Genomic DNA, 25,643 nt, shown 5'->3' with positions numbered 1-25,643 from the left:
TGTTAGTTGTGGTGTCAGTATTGCTGGGTGCGTTTATGGGCCCGCTATTGTGGCCGCAAAGCCCTGCCACGCAGTGGCTGTCGCAGATATCCAGTGGCCCCACGCCAGCGCGCTCAGTGCAGCTGGTCGATGACGAAACTGTCTGGCGTGGACCGGCGCGGCCACCACATACGCTAGTAGTTCTTCAGGCTACAACGACGCAGGTCCGGCTTGGCTGGCCAGTGCTACCGGCGGCACACAGTTATCGGGTATATCGCAGCGACGGTGGCGTAGGGTTGGGGATTCCGCTGGCCGAGGTCAATCACCATTGGTATGTCGACCGTCTGCAGCTGCGGGAGCAGGACTATCGTTATGTGGTCGTACCGGTTACCGCTGCCGGTGACACATTGGAGCCGATGCAGGTTACTGCGGTTCCCACATTGACATTGGGGCGTTTTGAGGCTGAGTTGCTGGGGCTGCCAGTGGTTGAGAATCGCGTGGAGTTGCCGGCCCATCCACTGGGTACTGACGCACTGGGGCGCGATATGCTCGCGCGCGTGCTGCACGGCGCACGCACATCCATGCTGGTGGGCCTGTCGGCGCCTTTGTTGTTTATTACGCTGGGCGCATTTTACGGTGCCGCTGCCGGTCTGCTCGGTGGCTGGGTAGACAATGTGCTGATGCGTTTTGCCGATTTTGTGGTGGCCTTGCCTTTCCTGCTGTTTATGATTCTGTTCCGCGTGGCGATGGGAATAGAATCCGGTGAAAGCGGGCTTTTCCCCATGGTGCTGGCAATGGTTCTGCTGAGCTGGCCGTCGGCCGCACGGCTAGTTCGCGGTCAGGTGTTGCAGTTACGCGGCAGTGCCTTTGTGTTATCGGCGCGGATGGCCGGTGCGGGCAATTTTTATCTGATTCGCCGTCACTTGTTACCCAATGTTGTACCTCTACTGCTGGTGAGCCTGAGTTTTGCGATACCGCAGGCGATTTTTACCGAGGCACTGTTGTCGTTTATCGGCATGGGCGTGGTACCGCCAACGCCCTCCTGGGGCTCCATGTGCAATGAAGGCATTCGCAGCATGCTCACTCACCCCCACGAATTACTGGTGCCGGCGCTGGCAATCAGTATGACTGTGCTGGCCTTTAACATGCTGGGGGATGCGTTGCGCGACGCGATGGATGTACAGGTGCGAAGGGGCGAGCGATGAGTTTATTGGAAGTACGCGATCTGCATATCCGCATCGATGGTCACCATTTGGTTCGAGGTGTGGATCTGCAGATTGAACGTGGTGAATGTCTGGCCTTAGTCGGCGAATCAGGTTCCGGTAAGAGCCTGACTGCGCTGTCGTTAATGCAATTATTGCCGCGCCATGCACGCTGTGACTTTGAACGTTGGCAGTTTGACGGACAGTCGCTGCTGGGCACCACCGAAGCGCAATGGCGGCGACTGCGCGCCAGCCGTATTGGCATGGTTTTTCAGAATCCGATGACCGCACTAAACCCTACCATGCGGGTGGGTGACCAGATTGGCGAAGTGTTGCGGGTGCACAGTCGCTGTTCTGCGCGCGAAGCGAGGCGCCACGCGCTTGAGTTGCTGGAGCGTCTCGGTATCGTCAATGCGGCCAAGCGGGCGCGACAGTATCCCTTCGAATTGTCTGGCGGCATGTTGCAACGAGCGGTTATTGCCATGGCAGTGGCCTGTAAACCCGCGCTGTTGATTGCCGATGAGCCGACCACTGCGCTAGATGTTACGGTGCAGGCCGAGGTGCTGGCACTGTTGCGGGAATTGTGTCGTGACCAACATGTGGGCCTATTGTTGATTACCCATGATTTGGGCGTGGTTGAGGCGATGGCCGAACAGGTGGCGGTGATGTATGCCGGGCGGATTGTTGAGGCAGGTCCCTGTCAGGCAGTGTTGAGCCAGCCGGCCCATCCCTACACCCGCGCTTTGCAGCAAGCGATGCCGCGTCTCGATGACAGGCGCGATTCGCTGTTGGCAATCAGCGGCACGCCGCCAGATTTATCTCAGCAGCTTAATGGCTGTGCGTTCACGCCGCGCTGCGAACGCGCTATGCAAATCTGTCCAGTCCGGCAGCCAGCGGTATATGCGCCGAGCAAGGCGAGACGCTGTGAGTGTTGGCTTTGGGAGCCCCAAGCGCAGGGGGCAGGTCGATGAGTCAACTGTTGCAGATCGACAATCTCAGCTGCCGATTTGGTGAAACGGTGGCGGTGGATCAGGTGAGCCTGTCTTTGGGCGCCGGTGAAGTATTGGGGCTGGTGGGCGAAAGCGGGTCGGGTAAATCGACCTTGGGCCGCGCGGTGTGTGGTTTGGTCAGCCCGACAGCAGGGCGTATAGTCCTGTCCGGAGAAGTGTTGCCGCGTCACTTTAGTGCCCGCGATTTCCGACGGCAGGCTGCGCGTGTTCAGATGGTGTTTCAGGATGCCTACAGTGCGATGAATCCGCGCATGAATGTGCTCAACAGCCTGATAGAGCCCTTGCAGTTGCAAGGTAAGCACCGGGGGCAGGAGCGCACATGTGCGATGCAGTGGCTGGAGCGAATTGGTTTGCCGCGTCGTTTCGCCGGTCGATATCCGCACGAGTTATCGGGCGGTCAGCGCCAGCGTCTGGGCATTGCGCGAGCGTTTATCACATCGCCCCAGTTGGTGATTTGTGATGAGCCAGTGTCAGCGCTCGACGTGTCCGTTCAGGCCCAGATTATCAATCTGCTGCATGACCTGCAGCGCGATACCGGTGTGGCAATGATATTTATCGCACACGATCTGGCGGTAGTCAGCCATCTGGCCAATCGCACGCTGGTGATGTATCACGGGAGGTTGGTGGAAGAGGGCGATGCGGCTCTATTTACAAGCCCTCAACATCCCTATACCCAGGCTTTGATTGCAGCAAATCCTGCTGCGGGCAAGGCTCTGGCGAATTCGGGGAGTCTGCGCCCCCCTGCGGCGACGGGGTGCGCCTACCGGTTGCGTTGCCCAAAGGCCATTAATGATTGTGGACAGCATAGGCCCGTGGTAGAGGAAAAGTCGGGAGGCCGGCGAGTTGCCTGCCTCCGGCTAGACTAACTCAGGGGTCGAGTGCGCTAGGGTAGCAGACAATCTTGGGCGAGTTACGGTCGCTGGCGTCCATCAGAATCACCAGTTCCTGGCCGGCAAAATCGGCAGGCATATCAATGTTCCAGCGCGAGAACGATACCCGAATCCGGTTCTCACCTTCATGCAATACCGCTGTGGCGCGATATTGGTAATTGCCTAGTCCTTTGAAGCGGTGGCTATTTTTCTCGGCTTCTTTACCGTCGACAAAATGCCGCACATTCAGAATCTTGTTGCTGCGGATTTTCAGGCTGTCGCCACCGATACGCAATTGCAGGTTTGCCAGTTCGGTTAATACTTGCGCTTTGTTGGTCAGTAGTACAAAGCCCTTATCCAGCTCAATGGGTTCAGCAAGTGCTGCCGTTTTGGCCGGTGCAGTGTTTTGATGCTGCGGGCCAGCGGGGGCAGGTGCTGGTTGCGGTGCGTCAGCCTGTTGTGTGGCTTTACTTTCGTTACGCGCCTGGGCGGCAGCTGCCCGTCGAGCGGCTTCTGCCTGTTCGCGTTCGCGGGCTCGCTGCACTGCGACCTGTTGCTCCAGTCGCGGGATGCGCTCGGCAATCGTATCGAGTTCGCGTCGAACAGCAATCAATTCGGTTTCCACTGCATCCTGGCGGGCCTCCAGCTTGCGCAATTCTTCGCTGCCGGAGCGGTATTTGCGTTCTGCAAGATGGAGTTTGAATTCGGCGTTGCGAAGGCGGCTCTTGTTGGTGGAGGTGGGCTCGGCTTCGTAAGTTTCACTGGCCTCCTCGAAGATCGCGACAGCTTCTTCGTAGGCGGTTTTTTCGGGACCATCTGCTGGTTCGGTGTTAGCCATCGTCTCACTGAGATCTTGAGACTCTTGCCGCAGTTGCTGCATTTTGCCCAGCAGGGCACTTTGGCGAGATTCCAGTTTGGCCAGTTCCTGTGCAGCTCCCTGAGCGAGTGTGTGTCCAGAAAACAGGCACACAAGGGTCAGGCACGCAGCGCTGAGGCGAACTAAATAGCTGAAAGTCATAAGTGAGGTGGAAGCTCTACAGTTAAAAAGTGCAATAAAGTCCAGAAATCTGGTAATTCTTTCTTAAAATTAAGTATCCGGGCACGGTTTGTGCGTGTATGGCGCCGCCAGATAGCGGCAAATTGTACAGAATTCGGCGCCAGCGTCAAAATTGTTACGTCTTTCTTACCCGATCGTAATTTCGGTGTCTGAAAGATCGCTAAGCTCGATTTTTGAATGCAGCCAGTGACTTGAGGCGTATCGCCCGTTGTACTCGCTATATAAAGTCTGCGGGCTATTGGGCGAGGGCCCTTCGCCGGAGTGATAGGTGGTGATCGAGTCTGGTCAGTGGTGGAGCGGCGGGGAATGGATTGGCTGAGGGTGGGTTGTTTCGAGAGCCTGATCTGGCCGCTTCGAGTGCAAGATTTTAGTGCGGCGTCGGGGTGTATTTCCATTGATCGGATGAATAGCGGATATAGCTGATCTAATCCTGTGGGCCCGCGTTGACAGGGCCTGTAAACACGGTTAGTTTCACGAGGATTTATAATCCCGCGCCGCTTTTCCTGCGGGCGATAACAAAGTCTTAGTCAAGTCTGAGGAAGGAACGTGTCAGAACAAGCCATATCTGTAAGTGAGGCGATTGCTGCCGGTCAAAAGCGTGCCGGCGTGCCGGAAACCATAAATCCGGATCAGTTTAAAAACCTGGTTGAGTTATTTGATTTCTGCATCAAAAGCTACCGCGACCGCGATGCGGTAACCAGCGTCGGCCATACTCTGACCTACGGCCAACTGGAAGAGCAATCTGCGGCGTTAGGCGCCTACCTTCAACAAAAGACGGATTTGCAACCGGGCGATCGCGTAGCGATACAGATGCCCAACATCATTCAGTACCCTGTCACTTTGTTTGCTGTACTGCGAGCAGGCTTTGTGGTGGTGAATACCAATCCGTTGTACAGCCCACGGGAAATCAAGCACCAGTTGAATGACTCTGGTGCGAAAGCCCTGATCCTGCTCGCCAACGTGGGGGAAGCCGCAGCCGAAGTTCTGTCCGAGACACCAGTTAAGACGGTGATCATGACCGAGATTGCGGATCTGCACCCGCCGTTGAAAGGTCGGCTGATCAATTTTGCCGCCAAGCATGTCAAGAAAATGATCCCCGAATACTCCATGCCGGGCACCATTCCTTTCCGCAAGGCGATTGCTCAGGGGCGTAAACTGAAACTGAAGGTTGCTGATCCTGCAGCAAACGATGTGGCATTGCTGCAATACACCGGCGGTACCACCGGGGTTTCCAAGGGAGCAATGATTTCCCATCGCAACCTCATAGCCAATGTGCTGCAGGCTGCCAGTATTTTTGATACCTACGGGTTTAAAGAGGGCCCTCAAACCTTTATCGGTCCGCTGCCGCTCTATCATATTTATTCATTTACTCTTGGCTTTATTGTGATGATGCAGGGTAACCATACCGTGCTGATTCCTAATCCGCGTGATATGGACGCTTTCATCAAGGAGATGAAAAAGTGGAAATTCAGCGGCATGAGCGGGCTCAATACCCTGTTCGTTGGCCTGATGAAGCATCCGGAGTTCAAGGAAATCGATTTCTCAGAGCTTAAAATGACGCTGTCTGGCGGCATGGCACTGACTTCTGCGGCGGCCAAAAACTGGCATGAGATGACTGGTTGCGAAATCTATGAGGGCTACGGTCTAACCGAAACCTCTCCTGTGGTGTCAACCAATCCGGGTGGCGCCAACCAGATTGGCTGCATTGGTGTGCCGGTGCCGAACACTGAAATCAAGATTGTTGGTGACGATGGCTCGGCGCAACCAGTGGGAGAGCGCGGTGAGCTGTGTGTTCGTGGCCCGCAGGTCATGCTGGGTTACTGGCAGCGCGATGATGAAACTGCCAAAATGATCGACGAAGACGGTTGGCTGCACACCGGTGACGTGGCTGTCGTGCAGGCAGATGGTTACATGAAGATTGTTGACCGGATGAAAGACATGATTCTGGTGTCCGGTTTCAACGTGTACCCGAATGAAATTGAAGATGTGGTCTGCAGCCACCCAGAAGTGGCGGAATGCGCCGCGATCGGCGTGCCGGATGACAAATCAGGTGAAGTGGTCAAGATCTTCGTAGTGGGCAAAAACGGCGCGGTGAATGAAGATTCCCTTAAGGCCCACCTGCGTGAACAGTTGACTGGCTACAAAATTCCTAAGTACATCGAGCAGCGCGAAGAACTGCCCAAATCCAATGTGGGCAAAGTTTTACGTCGCGAATTGCGCGATGAGGAATTAAAATCGGCCTGATCGATTTCTCCGCAATGTTGTAGAGAAACGCCCTGCGGGGCGTTTTTTCGTTTTGGATGGGTATGAAAGAGGAAAGCCTCGACACGTCATGGCTGGCTGAGTGCTGCAGCGGTGATTGGCCGAAATTACAAAAACTGGCTCGGGATCTGGCGCGCCGCCAGCAGCTGGGAAAGCCCTGCGATCGGTTGCAGCAGCGTCTCGACGCGGTGCTTGAATCATCGCGCCAGCGCTATGCACAGCGACGTGCAGCGGTGCCCGCTATTCATTACCCGGATCTGCCGGTAGCGCGAGAGATAGGTCGGCTCAGAGAGGCTTTTGATCAGAACCAGGTTATTATTGTCGCCGGCGAAACCGGTTCGGGCAAAACGACCCAGTTACCCAAGCTCTGTCTCGAGGCGGGTCGTGGCGTACGCGGCCTGATTGGCCACACTCAACCCCGGCGTCTCGCCGCGCGCACCGTTGCCCAACGGATTGCCAGTGAGCTGAAAACTGAGTTGGGCGCGTCGGTAGGCTTTCAGGTGCGTTTTCAGGACCAGGTTTCCGCACTCAGTCATATCAAATTGATGACCGACGGTATTCTGCTGGCAGAAATACAAAATGACCCGCTGCTGTACCGCTACGATACCCTGATTATTGATGAGGCCCATGAGCGCAGTCTCAACATCGATTTTTTACTGGGCTATCTAAAGCTGCTGCTACCCAAACGCACAGATCTCAAGGTGGTCATTACGTCGGCCACGATTGATGTAGAGCGTTTTTCCCGACATTTCGATAATGCGCCGGTGATTGAAGTTTCGGGGCGGACCTACCCGGTGGAAACCCGTTATCGGCCGCTGGAGGAATTGAGCCCGGAGCTGGATCAGGCAGAAGCCATAGAACAGGCCTTATGGGAGTTGCATGACGAGGGTGGTCGTCAGCAGGGAGACGTGCTGGTCTTTCTCAGTGGTGAGCGGGAGATTCGTGCGGCTGCGCTGCAGCTGCGCAAATCATCCCTGTTGGGTTTGGAAGTCTTGCCACTCTACGCGCGCCTTAGCGGCAGTGAGCAGCAACGTATTTTCGACGAGGGGTCGCGGCGTGGGTGGCGCGTGGTGCTCGCGACCAATGTGGCGGAAACCTCGCTGACAGTGCCTGGCATTCGCTATGTGATCGACACCGGTACCGCCCGGATCAGTCGTTACAGCTATCGCAGTAAAGTACAACGCCTTCCGATTGAACCGATTTCTCAAGCCAGCGCCAATCAGCGAGCAGGTCGCTGCGGCCGGATAGCGCCGGGTGTCTGTGTGCGCTTGTATTCGCAAGAGGATTTCAACGCTCGCCCCGAATTCACTGAACCGGAAATCCAGCGAACCAATCTTGCATCGGTCATTCTGCAGATGCTGAATATGCGGCTGGGTGGTATTGAAAAGTTTCCCTTTGTCGACGCACCTGATCGCCGTTTTATCAACGATGGGTACAAGTTGTTGGAGGAGCTCGGCGCAGTTGAATCGGGCGAGCTTACCGGACTCGGGCGAAAGCTGGTGCGATTACCGGTTGATCCGCGGATGGCGCGCATCCTGGAAGCCGCCAGTGCGTCGGGCTGCCTGAGCGAAGCGCTGATCATCGTCAGCGCCCTGAGTATTCAGGACCCGCGGGAGCGGCCTGCGGACAAGCAGCAGGCTGCTGACGAAAAACACCGTCGTTTCGCGGACAAGGAGTCAGACTTTGTCGCCTTCGTGAATCTTTGGAATTATCTGGAAGAACAACGCCAGGCTCTTTCCGGGAACCAGTTCCGCAAGCTGTGTCAGCGAGAATTTATAGCCTTTACGCGTGCACAGGAGTGGCGAGAGCTGCACTGGCAACTCAAGTTGTTGTGTCGTGAAAACGGTTGGAAACTGAACGCGGAGCCGGCTGACTACCTTTCGTTGCACAGGGCCTTACTAGCAGGTTTTCTCAGCCATGTGGCTAAAAAAGATGAAGAGCATCTCTATTTGGGTACCCGTAACCGCAAAATGCGTATCTTTCCGGGTTCAGCCTTATTCCGAAAAAATCCAGCCTGGATTGTGGCTGCAGAACTGGCAGAAACCACCCAACTTTATGCCCGCTGCGTTGCGAAAATTGATCCGCAGTGGATTTTAGGAATCAACGACGCGGTACTGAAATACCAATACTTCGAACCACACTGGCAGGCGCGTGCGGGTCGCGTTTCTGCATTCCAGCAAACCAGTCTATACGGTTTGGTCATTCAGGATCGAAAACGCATCAACTACAGCGTTATAGACCCGGCTCTGTCGCGCGAGATATTGATTCGCAGCGCACTGGTGGAAGGCCAGTACCGCGGCAAGGCGACGTTCTTTCACCATAATAAGCGCGTAATTGCCGAGGTTCTTGCTTTGGAAAGCAAGCTGCGTCGCCGCGATTTGCTGCTCAGTGACGATGGTCTCTTCGCCTTTTATGATGCGCGGTTACCAGCGGACATCGTCAGCAGTCGCCATCTGGAGAGCTGGCTGAAGCAAGCTTCAGAAGCCGAGCGCAGTAGTCTGAATATGTCGGCAAAAGATGTGTTGGCTGTGTCAACGGATCAGCAGACGGTCGACCAGTTTCCTGATACCTGGCGCTGGCAGGAATTGCGTCTTCCGTTGAAATATAGATTTGAGCCAGGGCATGAGGCCGACGGTGTCAGTCTGGATATCCCGTTGGTATTGCTCAACCGCGTGCCGGATCATCTGCCGGAATGGTTGGTGCCGGGGCTGTTGCAGGAAAAATGCGTGGCCTTGGTGAAAGCGCTGCCGAAGCAGTGGCGCAAGAAATTCATGCCCATACCGGTTACGGTGGGCAAGGCGTTAGCGGCGATGCAGGCGGACGATCGTCCCCTGAGTCTGGCACTTGGCGAGGCGATCAAGCGCGTTACCGGTGAGGACATTCCTTCATCATTGTGGAGTGCTGAGCCGCTGGATGCCTATTATCAAATGAACTTCAGGGTGCTGGGTGACAATGGTCAGCTTCTCGCGCAGGGGCGCGATTTGCACGCCCTGAAAAGCCGCTTCTCCGATCAGGCTACAGCCAGTTTGCAAGCCAAAGGCTCTGTAGACTTTGAATCGCAACGGGCAAGCAGTTGGCAGTTTGATTCCTTGCCCACCTCCCGACGCATCCGTCAGGCTGGCGCTGAAGTAACCGTGTATCCAGCGCTGGTAGATCGTGGCGATAGTGTAGAAAGCCGCCTACTGGATACGGCTGTGGAAGCCGAAATATCGAGTCGTCAGGCGGTGGTGCGGTTATTAATGCTGGGTTTGGCAAAACAATTAAAGCCGCTGCGCGATCGCATGCTTAAATCCAATGCCGCGCAGTTGCAGTTTGCGGCGTTGAAAGTGCAGCGCCGCGATTGGCTTGAGGCCTTGCTGGAAGCGGCGGTTGAGCAGGCGTATTTACAGGGGCAACCATTGCCGCGCTCTAAAGAAGAATATGATCAGCTGCTGGCGCGAGGCCGCAGTGAGTTAGTGCCTGCGGTTGAGCTCAGAGAGGCGCTGGCGGAGTCGATATTGGCAGGTGCAGCGGCGGTGCAGCGCCAACTGAAATCGCTGACCCAGCTGACCTGGATTGAAACGGTAGCGGATGTTCGTGCTCAACTTGACGGGTTGTTGTTCCCGCGTTTCCTTCGGCTGTTGCCACTTGACAGGTTACAGCACTATCCGCGTTATCTAACAGCGCTGGAGTGGCGCCTCGATAAGCTGGAAGGCCAGTATCAACGCGAGCGTCAGCTAAACATCACATTGAAGACGGTTACCGAGCCTTTGTGGCAGCAAACAACACCGGAGCAATTGGCGCAGGGCCCTGAAGACGCGCCGCTTAATACCTATCGCTGGTTGTTGGAAGAGTTTAGGGTATCCTTATATGCCCAGAAGTTGGGCACAGACAGTCCTGTATCCGAAAAACGTCTGAAAACCCTGTGGCGTGACATTCAGGCGGCACAGGCTCCCCGGGTATGATGTCAAGTTGCCAGGGTTCGTTCGTGTCTGGGGGAGTAATTACTGCTTGACGGCGTCGTTACATTTGCCCATAACAACAGGGTTAAGGCCGGACACCTTCGGGACCTTGTTGTGTACATTGATGAAATTTTGATGCCGGGTTGTAACATCTGCCGGTGTGCTGCATCCAAGTAGCGTAATACCTTTTAGGAGAGTAATTCCATGGCGAAACTAAGCAAAAAACCTCTGGCAGCCGCATTGAGTGCAGCTTTTCTGGCGAGTACCGGCAGCGCCGTTGTCAGTGCCGAAACTAACCCCTTTGCTGCGAACCACTTAAGCGCGGGTTACGATCTTGCTTCTTACGGCAAGCATGCGGAAGGCAAGTGTGGAGAGGGCAAATGTGGCGAAGGTAAGTGTGGCGCCAAGTCGAAAGCCAAGGCTGAAGGCAAGTGCGGTGAAGGTAAATGCGGCGAAGGCAAATGCGGAGCCGAGTCTAAAGCCAAAGCGAAAGCTGAGGGCAAATGTGGTGAAGGCAAGTGTGGCGAAGGCAAATGCGGCGCTGAGTCTAAAGCCAAAGCTGAAGGCAAATGCGGAGAAGGTAAGTGTGGCGCCAGCTCTAAAGCCAAAGAGGGTAAGTGTGGCGAAGGTAAGTGTGGTGCCAGCTCTAAAGCTAAAGAGGGCAAATGTGGCGAAGGTAAGTGCGGTAGCCACTAAGCGGAGCGTTCCGTGGCTGATGTAAAAGCCGGCCTGGGTTTGCGGCGCGCCATAAGTGGCGCGCTAAAAGCCATCGCGCCCGGGGATGTCGATTTTATGGAAGTGGCGCCCGAGAACTGGATGCACCTCGGTGGGCGCTTGCGCAAGGATTTTGACTACTTCGCTGATCGCTATCCCATCTATCTTCACGGCCTGTCACTCAATATAGGTGGCGTTGCGCCATTAGATCGCGAGTTGCTGCTTTCAATTCGCGAATTCATGCGCGACTACCAGTGCCCTTTGTATACCGAACACCTGACCTATTGTGCTGATGAAGGTCAGCTCTACGATCTGATGCCGATCCCTTTTACTGAAGCTGCGGTACGCCATGTGTCGGATCGGGTGAAGGAAGTTCAGGATGTATTGGGTCAGCAGATTGCCTTGGAAAATGCGTCCTATTACGCCGCACCGGGGCAGGAAATGTCGGAGAGCGACTTTATTCGCGCAGTCTTGGAAAGTGCCGACTGTAAATTGCTGCTGGACGTAAATAATATTTACGTTAATAGCATTAACCATCGCTATGATCCCCTCGTATTTATGGATGCATTGCCGCTGGAGCGTGCCTGTTACCTGCATATTGCAGGACACTACGAGGAGGCAGAAGATCTTCGTGTGGACACCCACGGGGCCGATGTCATTGAGCCGGTATGGGCCTTGCTGGATGCCGCATACGATAGGCTGGGCGTGTTGCCCACGCTGGTGGAAAGGGATTTTAACTTTCCACCCATGGCCGAGCTGCTGGGCGAAGTGGCGCGTGTTAGGGCAGCACAGCGGCGTGTACAAGCCCCTGTGGAAGCGACCCCATGACGACGTTCCAGCAGCTACAGGGCGATCTAACCCGTCACATTCGTGACCCTGAGCGCCATGCCGGCCCCTCCGGGATTGAGGGGCGGCGGCTCAAGATATACCGGGAATTGTTTTACAACAATATCGAAGGGTTCCTGAGTAGTGGCTTTCCCGTGTTGCGGTCGATCTTCAGCGATGAGGCTTGGCATGCCATGGTGCGGGATTTCATGCGTAGTCACTTGTGTCGTAGCCCCTATTTTCTTGAGATCAGTGAAGAGTTTCTTGCCTATCTTGAGCACGAGCGAGGGGAGCGTCCGGGTGATCCGCCCTTTATGCAGGAGCTGGCCCACTATGAGTGGGTGGAACTGGCACTTGATGTGGCTCCAGATGACGATTTGGCTGCTTGCTGTGACGATGTTCTGGCCGGATTGCCGGCAGTGTCATCGCTGGCTTGGCCGCTGGCTTACCGCTTTCCCGTGCATCAGCTCGGCCCGGCTTTTCAGCCCGATCAGCCGCCAATCCAGCCGACCTATCTGGTGGTTTATCGTACGCCGGATGACGACGTGGAATTTATGGAAATTAATGCTGTGACGTTTCGTCTGCTGGCGCTGTTGCAGGAAGGGTCGGCAAGCTCAGGCGCAGAGGTACTGCAGCAACTGGCGGTTGAGATGAGTCATCCGGATCCCGGGCAATTGCTCCATTTTGGCGCAGATTTGATGGCGCAGTTACAGGCTGCGTCTATTCTGCGCTGATTCCCGGCGGGAATCCGCTGGATTTAGCATCCAAACCGCTATATCGTTGCGTATCAATAATAAATCTGGCGATTCTATCTGGAATGTTCATCCGTTTATCCCCACTGAAAGCCCTCTTAGCTGTTTTATTGGCCGTGCTTACCGGTTGTGCGAGTCAGCCTGAAAATCCAGATCCCTGGGAGGGGATGAATCGTCAGGTTTTCGCCTTTAACGAGGTGGCAGACAAGTATGTTGCCAAACCCATTGCCAAGGGCTATCAGGCGGTATTGCCGAGTTTTGCTGAAACCGGAATAGACAATATGTTCAACAACCTTCACGAGTTGCTGAATATCGTTGCTGATCTGGGTCAGTTCAAGTTTAAGGCGGCGGCCACCGACGCTACCCGCTTTGTGGTGAACAGCACCGTCGGTGTCGCTGGCTTCTTTGAGGTCGCGGCCCATATCGGCTTGCCCCGGCGCACCGAAGATTTTGGCCAGACCCTGGGTTACTGGGGGGTTGGGCCCGGTCCGTATGTCGTACTGCCGATTCTCGGCCCCTCCACTGTGCGCGACGCGGGCGCCGCGGTCATCGACGCTCAGGTCGATGCAGTCAGCCAGGTTGATCATGTGCGCACACGCAATCAACTGCGTTTTCTGGATTTGGTGAACACACGCGCTAACCTGCTGAAAACTGAAAGCCTGCTATCCGGTGACCGCTACACGTTTATGCGAGACGCCTATCTGCAGCGACGCGAATATTTGATAAGCGATGGTGCGCCAGTGGAAGATAGTTTTGGCGAGGAAGAATTCGAGGAATGGGACGACTTCTAGTGGGTAGCTCCGGCCGGGGCAGTGCGCGCCAGCAGTCTATACTGAGTTATGAAGTCAGATTTGACGAGGTTATAAGTAGCCAACAATGGCCACTGCCAAATGTGCTAAACGGCTGATTATCATTCAGCGAGCCGATGCCCAACGTGACGAGTTGCAGGCGGCGCTCGAACGTCAAGGCTATGAGGTTGACGCCTACGGTAGCGGTGAAGAGGGCGTCCAGGCCTTTATGGAAAATACCGTGTCGGCTGTTCTGCTGGACCTGTATGTCAGCGATAACGGGCGCGGTATTTTGGAAATCCTCACTAGCGATAGACGCGAGATTCCGGTTATCGTTATTTCCCGGCGCCGGCTGATGGCTGACGTTGTTGAGGCTCTGCGCAAAGGGGCCTGCGACTACCTGATGATTACCAGCAACATTGGTGATGACAAGCTGCTGGGGCACGCCATGGAACGGGCCATGCAGCAGGGTGCGCTGAGGCGTGAAAACCGCGAATATCGGGATAAACTGGAAGCCGCGAACCGCGAGTTGCTGGAAAGCTTGAGTCACCTTAAGAAGGATCAGCAGGCGGGGCGCCATATCCAGCTTAAAATGCTGCCGGAAACGCCCAAAATTATTGGTAACTACCGTTTTCACCAGCATATTCTTCCCTCGCTCTATCTCAGTGGCGATTTCATCGACTATTTTATTGTAGGGGATCGCTATGCGGTCTTTTTCGTGGCCGATGTGTCGGGCCACGGCGCCAGTTCCGCCTTTGTTACCGTGATGTTGAAAAACCTGTTCGCCCGCAAGCGCAGTGATTTTCACCACCGCCACAACAGTGCGATTCTGTCGCCTGCACATATGCTGGACAAGGCAAACCGTGAGTTGCTGGGTATGGAGATCGACAAGCACGTGACCATGTGTGTCGGGGTGATTGATCTTCACAGTGACGAACTTTGCTACAGTATCGCCGGGCACTTGCCAGCGCCAATCATCAGTGTCGACGGTGTGGCGCGTTATCTGGAAGGTCACGACCTGCCGGTGGGCCTGTTTCCGGAGGTCACCTATTCAGAACACCGCATGGCGCTGCCGCCCAAGGCTGTTCTCACCTTGTTCTCGGATGGTATATTAGAGGTGTTAAACCCTAAGGGGGTTATCGCCAAAGAGCAGTATCTGCTTGAGGCGCTTGAGGACGGCCCGCAGACGGCCGATGATGTGGTTAACACCTTCAAACTGGATACCATCGAGGAAGCTCCCGATGATATTGCAGTGCTGGTAGTGTCGCGAGTTTAGACCTATGCAACCAGGTAGAATCATGGTTGCTGAACATCACGGATCAAATGTTATCAAGCTGGTGGGCGATGTACGCCTGACCCTGTGCAATGTGCTTGATGACTATTTTGAAGAAATGTTCAGCAGCACCGATTTTTCCAGCGTGATTGTCGACCTGACGGAAGCCGACAACGTGGACAGTACTACGCTGGGGCTTTTGGCTAAACTGGCGCTGATGACCCGTAATCGGTTTAACTTTGTGCCGGTTATACTCTCCACGAATCCCGATATTACCCGTGTATTGCAAAGCATGGGGTTTGACCGCGTTTTCAAAATTCGTCAGCACCCGCTGAGCACAGACCAGGATTTGGGTGAATTGCCCCAGGTTGAGGGCTCAGAAGGGCAGGTGAAACAGAAAGTGCTGGAGGCCCACCGTGTGTTGATGGGCCTGAACGACACTAATAAAGCCCGCTTTCGAGAGCTTGTCAGTATGTTGGAAAAAAAGTACTGAAATCTCAGTACTGATCTGCCGGGCGTTCTACCACCTTGCGTTTGCCCTTGGCATCGGCGGCGATATCCTTTAGCCCGTCGGCATCAAAAGCGTCAACGCGAATCACGTCATAAAGCGCGGTCAGCGCGTCCAGTAGCTGTTTGCGATCACTCTCTTCAATAACGCCATTGCTAACCGCCCAGTCCACCAGTTCACGCCGTTCATGTCCCATCAGCAGGGCGATGCCATCGAGCTCATTGACATCGCGCTGGCGCACCGCTTTATGTAATTGATCACGCAACGCTTGGGTGTCGTTGGCTAACTGCCAGGCGTTGAGCACCCGGCCGATGGGATCGCTTGGGTGATTGTTGAAGTAGGTGCCTTCGATCAGGCGATCGCGCAGAGGGGTATTGGCGGTGATAGCATTGGCCAGTGTGGTACCAAGTTCGCTGCTTGGTTTGCGCAGGCCAATCGGGCCCAGAGGGAAAATCATCAGGCGCAATGGCCAGCGCAGCGCTTTCACCGGAAAATCGTCAATTACGCGGCGCATATGTTCCTGCAGATCGTGAAGGCAGGATTGCAGTCCCCATTCCACCGCTGCGCGGTGGGTTTCGGGATAACCGTCTTCGTGCCATTGCTTGATAATGGCAGAGGCATAATAGAGCTGTACCAGACAATCCGTCATATGGCCGGATAGCCGCTGACGTGCCTTCAGTGCGCCGCCCTGGGTTAGCAGGGCAACATCGGTCAGGAGCGCGAAACCGGCAGAAAATCGGGTAAGTTGTCGGTAGTATCGCTTCAATTCGCCCCGAGTCGGGACACTTGCCAGCGTGCCAAAGGTAAGGCCCAGTGCGGCGGCGCGCAACGCGTTGCCGGAAGTGTGTGCTATATGACGGAAGAATACGCCGTCGAGTTTATCCACGGCGGCTGCCGCGTCATCCATATTGGCTGCTTCGATTTCTTCCACAATGTAGGGGTGGCAGCGGATAGCGCCCTGACCAAACACCATCAGGCTGCGGGTCAGAATATTTGCCCCTTCTACCGTAATGGCGATGGGCACCGCCTGATAGATTCGCGCCATAAAATTGCGAGGGCCGGTGATCACACCGCGCCCGGCAACTACATCCATGGAGTGATTCACCACGGTGCGCATTAAATCGGTATTGCGGTATTTAAGTAGGGCTGAGGGCACTGACGGACGCACCCCGCGATCAAGCATGGAGGCTGTAAATACTCGCGCCGCGTCCATCATGTAGGTATAGCCAGCGATCTGCTCCAGCGCTTCCTGCACGCCTTCAAACTCGCTGATACTGCGGCCGAACTGCTCGCGCACGCTGGCGTAAGCACCGGTCGTGAGAGTGGCAAGTTTGCCGGCACCGGCGGCAAGACCGGGCAGCGATATCGAACGACCAATAGACAGGCACTCAAGGAGCATGGTCCAACCACGCCCAAGCATGGCTTCACCGCCAATAATCTGGCTCAGTGGGATGAAGACATCGTTGCCCCAGGTGGGGCCGTTCATGAAAACGGTATTCATGGGCAAATGCCGGGCGCCAGCATTTACGCCGTCGGTATCGCGCGGCACCATCACGCAGGTTACACCAATCACATCGTCGTCACCGATCAGGTGGTCCGGGTCGTAAACCTTGATAGCCAGCCCGATCAAAGTGGCAACCGGTGCCAGCGTGATGTAACGCTTGTTCCAGGTGACTTTCAGGCCGAGCACTTCTTCACCCTGCCACTGGCCCATGCAGACAATGCCCCGATCGGGAATGGCGCCTGCGTCGGAGCCCGCCATGGGTGAGGTAAGCGCAAAGCACGGAATGTCTTCTCCGGCCGCGAGTCGGGGAAGATAATGCGATTTCTGTTCGTCGGTGCCGTATTCCATGAGCAATTCGGCGGGGCCCAGGGAGTTGGGCACCATCACGGTGACGGCGGCGGAAACGCTGCGGGTGGACAGCTTCATGACGATTTCGGAGTGGGCGCGTTGGGAGAAGCCTTTGCCCCCATAAGCTTTCGGGGTGACCAGCCCAAAGAAACCGTGCTCGCGAATATACTGCCAGGCAGTTTCTGGCAGATCGTAATCTTCATGGGTCATGGCCCAGTCGTCGAGCATTGCGCAGAGTTCTTCTACGGGGCCGTCGAGAAAGGCCTGTTCCTCTGCGCTGAGTTGGCTGTGTTTTACGCTGAGCAGATAGCTCCAGTCGGGGCGGCCGGAAAATAGCTCGCCGTCCCAGTCGACCGTGCCGGACTTCAATGCTTCAGATTCTGTGTCGGAAAGCGTGGGCAACATGCCTCGAACCCAGCCCAACAGGGGGCGGCTGAGTTCCTGCTTGCGCAACTTTGATGGAATGACTAGAAACAGAGCCATGGCCAGCCCCAGGCCGCCAAACAGAATGCTGGCAAAATGCCAGTCGTCGGCGTGTATGCCCAACAGCGTGGCGAGAGACAGGGCGATGACCGCCGTATTTCCCCCCGCGCCAAGATAGAGCAGAACCAGAGCGCTGATGATTAGCAGTAACACACTCATTGCGTAAACCCCCGTTGCAGACTGTCTCCCAAGGCCAGCATCAAACAAATGCGGTTTAACTACAAGGCTGGCCGGAATGTGAATATTACCTTTGCGTTACGGGGCCGATAGGTACTCTGGATCAATTGTCCTGTTTGAGTTGAATGGCTGCGGTGAGGCAAATCGCTACGCACAACAGGCCGGCAAAGAGCAGAAACGTCATTTGATAGGAACCCGTTTGGTCATAGATGGCGCCGGCCAGCGGGGGAGATAGCAGGTTGAAGGGCATGATCACCGGGTTCATGGCGCCCATGACGCGGCCATAATTAGCGACGCCAAATGCCTGCGCCATTAATGCGCCCCAAACCGGCAGCATTCCGCCGGCGGCGATACCGAGCAGTACGGCTCCGGCGACCAGAAAGTGGAAGTTGTCGTTGTTAAGAAAGCTCAATAGCCCGAGCGTTAGGAGCAGGGAAGACCCCGCCAGACCGGCGCGCAGATCAACCTTATCGGCAATGGTGCCAAACAGCAGTTTTCCCATCAGGCCAAACAGGGCGATAAGGGAAATAAGCCCCGCGGCCTGCTCAGCAGTTGCGCCACTGTCCAGGGCGAATGGTGCAAGATTGCTCAGCAGCATGCTGTAGCTGGAGAACATGGCGCCCATTACCAGCGCGATCACCCAGAAATTGCGTTCTTTCAAAACGTCTTTTGTTGAGGAAAAACGATTCGCAGCGCCAGCGGTTGTTGTTGGCGGCGCGTCGTCACCGTCGGGGTGCAACCCTTTGCTCTCTGGCCGATCACAGGCCAGCAGGGAAATTAATGGCAGCAAAATCAACAGTACGACGCCGCCCTGTAGCCGAAAGGCCATGCGCCACTCGAAACTGTCGATCATCCACTGCAGCAGCGGCGGAAACAGAAAGCCGCCGATGGAGGTACCCATAGCTGCCAGCCCCATCGCCAGCCCGCGGCGTTTGCTGAACCAGCGCGCCAGCAGGGTGGAGACCGCAAGCGGGCCAAGCGCTAAGCTGCTCAATGCCATGAACAGGGCATAAATGACTGGCATCTGCCAGATTTGTGTGATGTAAGACAGTGCGATGAAGCCTGTTCCCAGTGACGCAGCGCCTAGCAGCATGAAGCGCTTGATGGAATAGGCGTCCAGTTTGGCGCCGAGCCAGGGTGATAACAGACCGCTGGCCAGTGTCATGGTGGTGATGCCGAGCATCAGCAGCATGCGACTGCTTTGAAACTCTGTCGCTAGCGGAACCACCATTACGCTATAGGCATATACCAAGGTGCCGGTAGCAACGGCCTGAACCAGCAGGGTAACCACCACCTGCCACCAACCAAAAAATAGCGGCTGCTTCATGGGCCGTCCTCAGTTGTAAAAAAGGCGAACCGGAGTTCGCCAATAAATGGCCTGGATGGCCAGCTCGTTGATACTCCGCGAGGTGTCAGCCCTTGGGCGGCGCACCGCTTTCGCCGATCCAGCGCGTGCCACTGATGGTATCGGCGAAGGGCCAGTACTGTTTGCCATCCAGCTCCCCGGCAAGGGTAATACTGCGATCTTTGAAGATCGGCGTCCACAGGCGCGCTGAAATCTGCTCAACCATTGGTAGTTTGGTGGCAATAGGATCCCAAGCGCTTTCGCGCAGGGTGATTTTGCCTTTCAGCTCCTGCAAGTAAGCAGTACCGTATTTGGTATGCACGTCGACAACGTGTGGCGGGAAGTCGTACTTTTCGGGTTGCATGTCCACCGAACGCATGCATTTAACCCACCATTCATGTTCTTCGTGGTCCTCCGGGTTGGCCAGGGTTTCAACCACGTCGCCAGAAAATTCGATGAATGTAGTGCCCTGATGCTCCACTTTGGCTTCTACGTGATCCATCAGTCTGAAGTAGGTGGTCTTTACCGGATACTTAGGTTGCCCCCACAGTTCCTGGCAGAGAAACAGCGGCGCCTCCTGATCGATACCAAGGGCGAGCGTGTAGTCACCGGGGGTTCCGTTGTAGTCGGCTGCCACATTGAGCACGTAGCCCAGTTCCGGCTCATTCTGGACGGGGAAATTATAAATTGTGATGGTCACAATTGGCTCTTTGCCGGGCTGGATGCCCGGCGGGAGCAATGCCGCGAGTTTGGCGGGGTCAGTGCGATACTTCAGCTTCAGCATCGGCCAATTGAGAATGTCGCCGGGATTGCCCTGAGGGGCTGCAGGTGTCGTCATGGTGTGTTTCCTTCATACAGGCCGTTGGAGGTGTTCCCCGGCCAAATTATCGTTATGGTTACGTCAATTATCAGGCTAGCACAGTCTGGCGTCGGCGGAATGCCTCGCCAGCAATTGTAATGTGGTGTTCATGTAGGGCTTTGACCAGCGGACGCTTTGCTTTTTTTTCTTACAAACAGTACTTTGTGCGGCTGCGTTATTTCGCCCTGACCGTGAATTGAGACCGATGCCTGTAGATACTCTGACAACAATTGAGATCACCAAGGAAGACCTGAAATTTTCCGCCGCCCACTTCACCATATTCTCTGCGACAGAGCGCGAGCGCCTGCACGGACACAATTTTCGGGTGTCGCTGGATATCACCGCAGAAGTGGGTGGCAATGGCATGTGTTTCAGCTACGTGGAAATCAAACAGCGTCTGCGCAAGCTGGTTGCACAGTACGATGAATATCTGATTCTGCCGGCGCAGTCTCCCTACCTGGATATTGTCGAAGACGGGACTAACTACCGGGTGACCTTTAACGGCGAGGTGATGACCTTTGTGCAGGCCGACACGTTGTTATTGCCAATTCGCAATACCACCGTTGAAGAATTTGCGCGCTTGTTGTTGGAGCGTTTGTTGGAAGATGGAGATTTTATTCAGGGTAATGCGGTGCGCAGCCTGATCATGAAGGTTTCCTCCGGGCCGGGGCAGTCGGGCTCTGCCAGTTGGCAGCAATAATTGAGGTAGAGATGAAAAAAATTCTGGTTATTACCGGTGGTAGCAAAGGGATTGGCCGCGCCACTATCGCACAATTTATGGAACAGGATTACCGGGTTGTGAACCTGTCGCGCAGTGCGCCCGATCTCGATGGAGTGGTGCAGATTACCGCTGACATGGTCAACCCGGGCTGGGCGGATGCCTGCGCCGAGCCGCTGGCCGCTGAGTTGAATGCGGCAGACAGCATCTGCGTAATTCACAATGCAGCGGTGCTTAAAAAAGACAGTGTGCGTGATACCAGTGCAGACAGTCTGCAGCAGGTGTTTCAGCTGAACGTGATTGCGGCTCTGCAGCTAAACCAGCTGGTGTTGCCGCATATGAAGGGTGGCTCTTCGATTATCTATGTAGGGTCAACGCTGAGTGAGAAAGCGGTCGCGGGTAGCTGTTCCTATGTGACCTCCAAGCACGCGTTGGTTGGTCTGATGCGTGCCACCTGTCAGGATTTGGCCGGTAGTGGTATTCACACGGCGTGCGTGTGTCCGGGCTTCACCGATACCGAAATGCTGCGCGAGCATTTGGGGCATGATCCCGCGATTCTGGATGCCATTGCTGGCGGTGTTACGCAAGGGCGTTTGATTCAACCCCAGGAGATCGCCAATACGCTGTGGTTTGCAGCGCAGAACGCGGTAATTAATGGCGCTGTTTTACACGCCAATCTGGGGCAAATAGAACACTGATAAGTTGTTTGCCGCAGCGCAGGGACTTATCGGTCAATAATACCTGGCCTGACGTGCAGGCCGCAGGTCAGGCATTGATGTGTAGATACCGACGCAGGTAATGCACGGCGATATAGAGCGGTATGGTGTCGGCCAGTGCCGCACAAAACTTGAACAGATAGTTGCTGCCCATGAGTAACAGCATTTGCTGCAGGCTCATGGCTCCTGCCAGAAACGCCGCCCCAAAGGTCACGCTAATCACCATAAAAGAATCCACGCCCTGGCTGATTATCGTGCTGAAATTGTTACGCAGCCAAAGATGCTTGCCGTGGGTGAGTCTTTTCCAGAAATGGTACAGGTGTACGTCGCAGTACTGTGCTGCGACGTACGCCAGCATCGACGCTATGACCGCGCCGGAGGTGGTGGCGTAAATCAGAAAATACAGCTCTACTGAGCCCGTAACACTGGCTCCGCTGGGAGTGGTTACCTGCTGGGCCAGCTGCAATATTTGCCAGGGCGGCTGGGTGTCGATTGCCACGGCTGGTAGCCAGTTGCCGATGCTGAGTACGACAATAACAAAGACATTCATGATGAGGCCGACGGTGACCATAAAGTTGGCGCGTCGTTTGCCGTAGAGTTCGCTCACCAGATCTGTGCACAGAAAGGTTAGCGGATAAGGCAGTACGCCCACCGCTAATGCCATGGGCCCCAGTTGCACGAATTTGGTAATGCCGATGATATTCAGCAGGGTCATGGAGCAAAGAAAGAAACCGGCGAGCAGGAGGTAAACTTGCTCGCGGCGACGGCTAATCAGGTCGATATCATCGGTCAGTTGCACGGGTAATATCCGCTTTGTTTATGGGTTTTGTTACTGGGCTTGATTAGGCCGCGCTAATCGGGTTTTTATTGTCCGCTGTAGGTGGCGGATTCCTTATTGATAAAAGCGTTCAGGGCTAGGCCGTGGTCTTCGCTGTAGTGGCAGGCTGCCTGCACGCTGGCACAGTGGTCCAGGAAATCGTTCAGTTCCTGGCGCTGGGCAATTTTCATCAAACGCTTGCTCGCTCTGAGAGCCTGAGGTGGTTGCTTGGCAAAACTCTGAGCCAGAGCCTCGGCTTTTGCCAGCAGTTCGCTGCTGTCTACCAGCTCCAGTAAGAGGCCGAGTTTCATCGCTTCTTCAGCATCTATGAGACGACCGGAAAAGGTGAGTTCAGCCGCGCGTTGATAGCCCACAAGGCGTTGCAGAAACCAAGCCCCACCGTCGCCGGGAATGATGCCGAGATTGATAAAGGTTTCACCAAAGCGGGTGTGTTCGCAGCCAAGGCGAATGTCACACATGCAGGCCAGATCAAATCCGGCGCCAACGGCAGCGCCGTTGACGGCGGCAATCAAAGGAAGCTCGGCATGAAACACGGCGCGGCTCATACGTTGAATGCCGCGGCGGTAACTATCGGAGATCTGCATCGGACTGCCACCGAACATGCCGGTTTTGTCCGCCATCTCTTTTATGTTGCCGCCGGAGCTGAAGCCCTTGCCGGCGCCAGTGATGATCAGGCAATTCAAGTCGCTGTGGTTGGCCCACTCAATGGCGGCACAGATATCGTCAACCAGCGCGGTGCCGGTCAGCGCGTTGCGCACATCGTCGCGTTCAAAAGTCAGCACGGCATAGCGGTCTTCAAGACGCAGGGTGGCATCGGTGAGTTGGGGTAGCGACATGGGTACCTCTGGCTAGTGTGGGTTTGCTTGGGGGTCAGTTTAACGCAATCAGCTGCTTCGGTAATTCGGCGAGCCACTGCTGTTGCGTGCGGCGTGCAGTGTGCGCTTCTTCAAGGCTCACCGCGCGAAAGCTTACTTCAGCACCGGGGGGGAGTTGGGCCAGTTCTGATAGATCGGTGGAGATGACCGTGGCTATTTTCGGGTAGCCGCCAGTGGTAGGGCAGTCGGCCATCAAGATCAGAGGGTGGCCGCTGGCGGGCACCTGAATACACCCGGGCACCACCGGATCTGACACGATATTGCCATCGCCGATATATTCAATGCGGTGACCGGTCAACCGGTAGCCAACACTGTCGGAATCTTTATCGATACGGAAGGCCGCGCTTTCTAAAAATGTGGAAATGCCGTCGTCAGTAAAGCGGTCGGCCTGTGGCCCAAGAATGACACGAAACAGCCGCCGGGACTTTGGAAACGCGGAATAGGGGAGCGATAGCTCGGTTCGTTTCGGTGCCTCTTTTGTCACGCATTCGAGCTCCTGGCCACCTTCCAGTGCGGCACCATCAACGCCACCCAGCGCGGAGCGGGTGTGGGTGGCGCAGCTTCCCAGCACTGGCTCGAGCACAAATCCGCCCTCTACAGCGAGATACCCACGTATGCGCTTGCGTGCACCGCCGATACTGAGGATGTCGCCTTTGCGCAGATGCAGGCTGGTAGACATGGGAGCAGGCATGCCGTTGAGGGCAAACTGAAAGTCGCCACCGTGAAAGGCGCAGCGAAGTGATTCGCTGGTAACGCGAAAGTCGGCACCGCCCACACTGAATTCGATGCAGGGGGTATTGAACGGGTTGCCTACCAGGCAGTTGGCAACCTGCAGTGCAACCGGGTCCATCGCACCGCTGCGAGTTACACCATAGCGGCGGTAGCCGACCCGTCCAAGATCCTGAATAGTTGTGCCGGCAGTGGCCTGCAGTACCAGAAGTCCGTGTGTCATGCGGGTTCCCCCATCGCAACGCGTTCGGCAACCCAGTCGCCTTTCTCCACGGCTTTGGTCATTCGTTTGAATTCATGAGTATTGACCGGATGAAACTGTACTTCGTCGCCCGCAGTAATTAGAAAGGGCGGATCACGATCCGGTGCGTAGGTCGCAACCGGCGTCTGCCCGAGCAATTGCCAGCCACTGGGCATCGCCACGCCGGCAATCAGCGCTTGCATGCCGCCAACGGAAATACTGCCTGAGGGTGTGTGCAGGCGCGGGTTCTCCCGGCGTGGTGTGTGCAGTTGCTCGGGCAGGCCGCCGAGATAAGTATAGCCGGGAGCAAAACCGATCATGTAGACACGGTAGCGGGGTTTGCTGTGTAAGCGGATGATTTCGGCGGTGGTCAGGTGGTGGTATTCGGCGACGAAGTCTAAATCGACACCGTGTTTGCCACCATAGCAGACTGGAATCTGCCACAGCCAGCTTTCCCGTGACATAGACAGCTCGTTCAGTTGAATGGTGCTGACGGTTTCTTGCAGAGCTGCAAACGACACAACGTCCGGATTATAGTGCAGTAGCAATGATGCATACGCCGGAGTGGTTTCCACCACGCCGTTTATCGCCAGCTTGCGAATATGGGATTCCAGTTGTAGTACCGCTTCATTGATTGCAGGATCAATGCCGCTGCCAAGCTCTATCAGCATAGCGTCGTCGCCAACCGGAGAGTAACAGGGGGTGGTATAGCGTTGTGCTGTCTGACTCATGATTCAGGGGGCTCCTTGCCCGCATGTAGCGTATTCAATGCTCGACAAACGGGCGCACCTTTGCGCCACTATCTTCGAGCACCTTGCGGATTTTTTCTGCCAGCGACAGGGCGTTTGGTGTATCGCCATGCACGCAGATTGAATCAAAGGCAATTGGGATTTCCCGCTTCGTATACGTCACCAATATTCCGCGATCCAGTGCCGTTAACAGCCGTTGGACGATTTCCTTTTCATCGTGCAGCACGCTGTCCGGCTTAGAGCGCGCCACCAGTTGGCCGTTATCATCATACGCCCGGTCGGCGAAAAACTGGGTGACCACCGGCCGATGGCGTTGCTGTGCGATACGCTGGGCTGCCGAGTTTGTCAGCGTCATCAGCGCCAGCGGTCGCTGTGCCATCGCATCCAGTAGCAGGGTGGCCGCCTTTTCGTCGGCATCGGTCAGGTTGCCAAGGGCGCCGTGCGCACGCACATGACTCAGTGGATAGTTAATCGCGTCCGCCATTTCTGCCAGGGACTCAATTTGTTGCTGCACCAGGCTGACCATGGCGTGATCAGAAAGACTATGCGGTCTGCGGCCAAAGCCTTCTCTGTCTTGATAGCCAGGGTGTGCGCCAGCGGCGACGCCTCGCTGTTTGGCGAGCATCAGGGTGTGTTGCATGGTTTGCGGATCGCCGGCGTGGGCACCGCAGGCTATATTGGCGCTGGTTACAATGTTCAGCAGTTCGGCGTCAGACCCCATGCCTTCGCCGAGGTCGCAATTGATATCAATAATACTTGTCACGTCTGATAAGCAGAGACTGCCAAGTTCAGGGAATTTATGAAAATTTACCATAGCTGACGCGTCCACCCCACCGTTTGTACCGAAGAATTTCTACCAAGCGTTGATCGGACGCTGTACA

At 55.6% G+C, this 25,643-nt stretch carries 22 protein-coding genes; 13 read left to right on the top strand and 9 right to left on the bottom strand.

Features of this window, described 5'->3' with window-relative positions; translation table 11 throughout:
- The 3 genes from AC222A_RS10835 to AC222A_RS10825 form a co-directional block, all read left to right on the top strand.
- On the top strand, positions 1-1,184 hold a 1,184-nt coding region (locus AC222A_RS10835; protein ID WP_486774961.1), incomplete at its 5' end, for an ABC transporter permease.
- The gene (locus tag AC222A_RS10830; RefSeq protein WP_372759654.1) at positions 1,181-2,152 is read left to right on the top strand and encodes an ABC transporter ATP-binding protein; all 972 of its coding nucleotides are present in this window, start codon (positions 1,181-1,183) and stop codon (positions 2,150-2,152) included. The genes AC222A_RS10835 and AC222A_RS10830, both read left to right, overlap by 4 nt.
- Positions 2,149-3,057 carry an ABC transporter ATP-binding protein gene (locus AC222A_RS10825; RefSeq protein WP_486774960.1) on the top strand — a complete coding sequence of 303 codons (909 nt, stop codon included), beginning with the start codon at positions 2,149-2,151 and terminating at the stop codon, positions 3,055-3,057. The genes AC222A_RS10830 and AC222A_RS10825 overlap by 4 nt, the downstream gene beginning before the upstream one ends.
- 1 nt (position 3,058) lies before the next feature.
- Here AC222A_RS10825 and AC222A_RS10820 read toward each other — a convergent pair whose 3' ends face one another.
- Entirely contained in the window at positions 3,059-4,078 is a 1,020-nt protein-coding gene (locus AC222A_RS10820; protein WP_486774959.1) for a hypothetical protein, read from the bottom strand.
- A gap of 585 nt (positions 4,079-4,663) precedes the next feature.
- Between AC222A_RS10820 and AC222A_RS10815 the strand changes: the two genes are divergently transcribed.
- The 8 genes from AC222A_RS10815 to AC222A_RS10780 all read left to right on the top strand — a co-directional run bounded on the left by AC222A_RS10815 (position 4,664) and on the right by AC222A_RS10780 (position 15,165).
- Entirely contained in the window at positions 4,664-6,361 is a 1,698-nt protein-coding gene (locus AC222A_RS10815; RefSeq protein ID WP_372748887.1) for an AMP-binding protein, read from the top strand.
- A gap of 62 nt (positions 6,362-6,423) precedes the next feature.
- Positions 6,424-10,323: an ATP-dependent RNA helicase HrpA gene (gene hrpA, locus AC222A_RS10810; protein WP_486774958.1), complete on the top strand. Its 3,900-nt coding sequence runs from the start codon at positions 6,424-6,426 to the stop codon at positions 10,321-10,323.
- A 201-nt stretch (positions 10,324-10,524) separates the two neighbouring features.
- A complete protein-coding gene (locus AC222A_RS10805) occupies positions 10,525-11,016 on the top strand; it encodes an HvfA family oxazolone/thioamide-modified RiPP metallophore (RefSeq protein ID WP_372758162.1) in 492 nt (163 codons plus the stop codon).
- 12 nt (positions 11,017-11,028) lie between these two features.
- Positions 11,029-11,862 carry an HvfB family MNIO-type RiPP peptide maturase gene (locus tag AC222A_RS10800; RefSeq protein WP_372747274.1) on the top strand — a complete coding sequence of 278 codons (834 nt, stop codon included), beginning with the start codon at positions 11,029-11,031 and terminating at the stop codon, positions 11,860-11,862.
- On the top strand, positions 11,859-12,593 hold the full coding sequence (locus tag AC222A_RS10795; RefSeq protein WP_372747273.1) for an HvfC family RiPP maturation protein: 735 nt from the start codon (positions 11,859-11,861) through the stop codon (positions 12,591-12,593). Before AC222A_RS10800 ends, AC222A_RS10795 begins: the two co-directional genes overlap by 4 nt.
- An 83-nt stretch (positions 12,594-12,676) precedes the next feature.
- Positions 12,677-13,402, top strand: coding sequence for an MlaA family lipoprotein (locus AC222A_RS10790; RefSeq protein ID WP_372747272.1), 726 nt, complete (start codon positions 12,677-12,679; stop codon positions 13,400-13,402).
- An 85-nt stretch (positions 13,403-13,487) separates the two neighbouring features.
- Positions 13,488-14,675, top strand: coding sequence for a PP2C family protein-serine/threonine phosphatase (locus AC222A_RS10785; RefSeq protein WP_372747271.1), 1,188 nt, complete (start codon positions 13,488-13,490; stop codon positions 14,673-14,675).
- 4 nt (positions 14,676-14,679) lie between these two features.
- The gene (locus AC222A_RS10780; protein WP_372747270.1) at positions 14,680-15,165 is read left to right on the top strand and encodes an STAS domain-containing protein; all 486 of its coding nucleotides are present in this window, start codon (positions 14,680-14,682) and stop codon (positions 15,163-15,165) included.
- Positions 15,166-15,169: 4 nt separating this feature from the next.
- Here AC222A_RS10780 and AC222A_RS10775 read toward each other — a convergent pair whose 3' ends face one another.
- From AC222A_RS10775 to AC222A_RS10765, 3 genes are all read right to left on the bottom strand, one after another.
- Positions 15,170-17,674, bottom strand: a complete 2,505-nt coding sequence (locus AC222A_RS10775; RefSeq protein WP_372747269.1) for an acyl-CoA dehydrogenase — start codon at positions 17,672-17,674, stop codon at positions 15,170-15,172.
- A gap of 121 nt (positions 17,675-17,795) precedes the next feature.
- Positions 17,796-19,019, bottom strand: coding sequence for an MFS transporter (locus tag AC222A_RS10770; RefSeq protein ID WP_486774957.1), 1,224 nt, complete (start codon positions 19,017-19,019; stop codon positions 17,796-17,798).
- 85 nt (positions 19,020-19,104) lie between these two features.
- Positions 19,105-19,875 (bottom strand): acetoacetate decarboxylase family protein, encoded by a 771-nt coding sequence (locus AC222A_RS10765; RefSeq protein ID WP_372747267.1) that lies wholly within the window; start codon positions 19,873-19,875, stop codon positions 19,105-19,107.
- 226 nt (positions 19,876-20,101) lie between these two features.
- Between AC222A_RS10765 and AC222A_RS10760 the strand changes: the two genes are divergently transcribed.
- A complete protein-coding gene (locus AC222A_RS10760) occupies positions 20,102-20,596 on the top strand; it encodes a 6-pyruvoyl trahydropterin synthase family protein (RefSeq protein ID WP_372747266.1) in 495 nt (164 codons plus the stop codon).
- An 11-nt stretch (positions 20,597-20,607) separates the two neighbouring features.
- Positions 20,608-21,312, top strand: coding sequence for an SDR family NAD(P)-dependent oxidoreductase (locus tag AC222A_RS10755; RefSeq protein ID WP_372747265.1), 705 nt, complete (start codon positions 20,608-20,610; stop codon positions 21,310-21,312).
- A gap of 67 nt (positions 21,313-21,379) precedes the next feature.
- Here the strand turns inward: AC222A_RS10755 and AC222A_RS10750 are convergent, their stop codons facing one another.
- From AC222A_RS10750 to AC222A_RS10730, 5 genes are all read right to left on the bottom strand, one after another.
- Positions 21,380-22,129, bottom strand: coding sequence for a queuosine precursor transporter (locus AC222A_RS10750; RefSeq protein ID WP_372763597.1), 750 nt, complete (start codon positions 22,127-22,129; stop codon positions 21,380-21,382).
- Between the two features lie 65 nt (positions 22,130-22,194).
- Complete coding sequence (locus AC222A_RS10745; protein ID WP_372747263.1) at positions 22,195-23,004, bottom strand: enoyl-CoA hydratase-related protein; 810 nt, start codon at positions 23,002-23,004, stop codon at positions 22,195-22,197.
- Between the two features lie 34 nt (positions 23,005-23,038).
- Positions 23,039-23,995: a 5-oxoprolinase subunit C family protein gene (locus AC222A_RS10740; protein ID WP_372747262.1), complete on the bottom strand. Its 957-nt coding sequence runs from the start codon at positions 23,993-23,995 to the stop codon at positions 23,039-23,041.
- Complete coding sequence (gene pxpB / locus AC222A_RS10735; protein ID WP_372747261.1) at positions 23,992-24,744, bottom strand: 5-oxoprolinase subunit PxpB; 753 nt, start codon at positions 24,742-24,744, stop codon at positions 23,992-23,994. The genes AC222A_RS10740 and pxpB overlap by 4 nt, the downstream gene beginning before the upstream one ends.
- 34 nt (positions 24,745-24,778) lie before the next feature.
- Positions 24,779-25,525 (bottom strand): LamB/YcsF family protein, encoded by a 747-nt coding sequence (locus AC222A_RS10730; RefSeq protein WP_372758160.1) that lies wholly within the window; start codon positions 25,523-25,525, stop codon positions 24,779-24,781.
- Between the last annotated feature and the right edge of the window lie 118 nt (positions 25,526-25,643).

It is taken from the genome of Litorivivens sp. (assembly GCF_057445395.1).
This window is presented reverse-complemented; position numbering and strand designations above follow the sequence as displayed.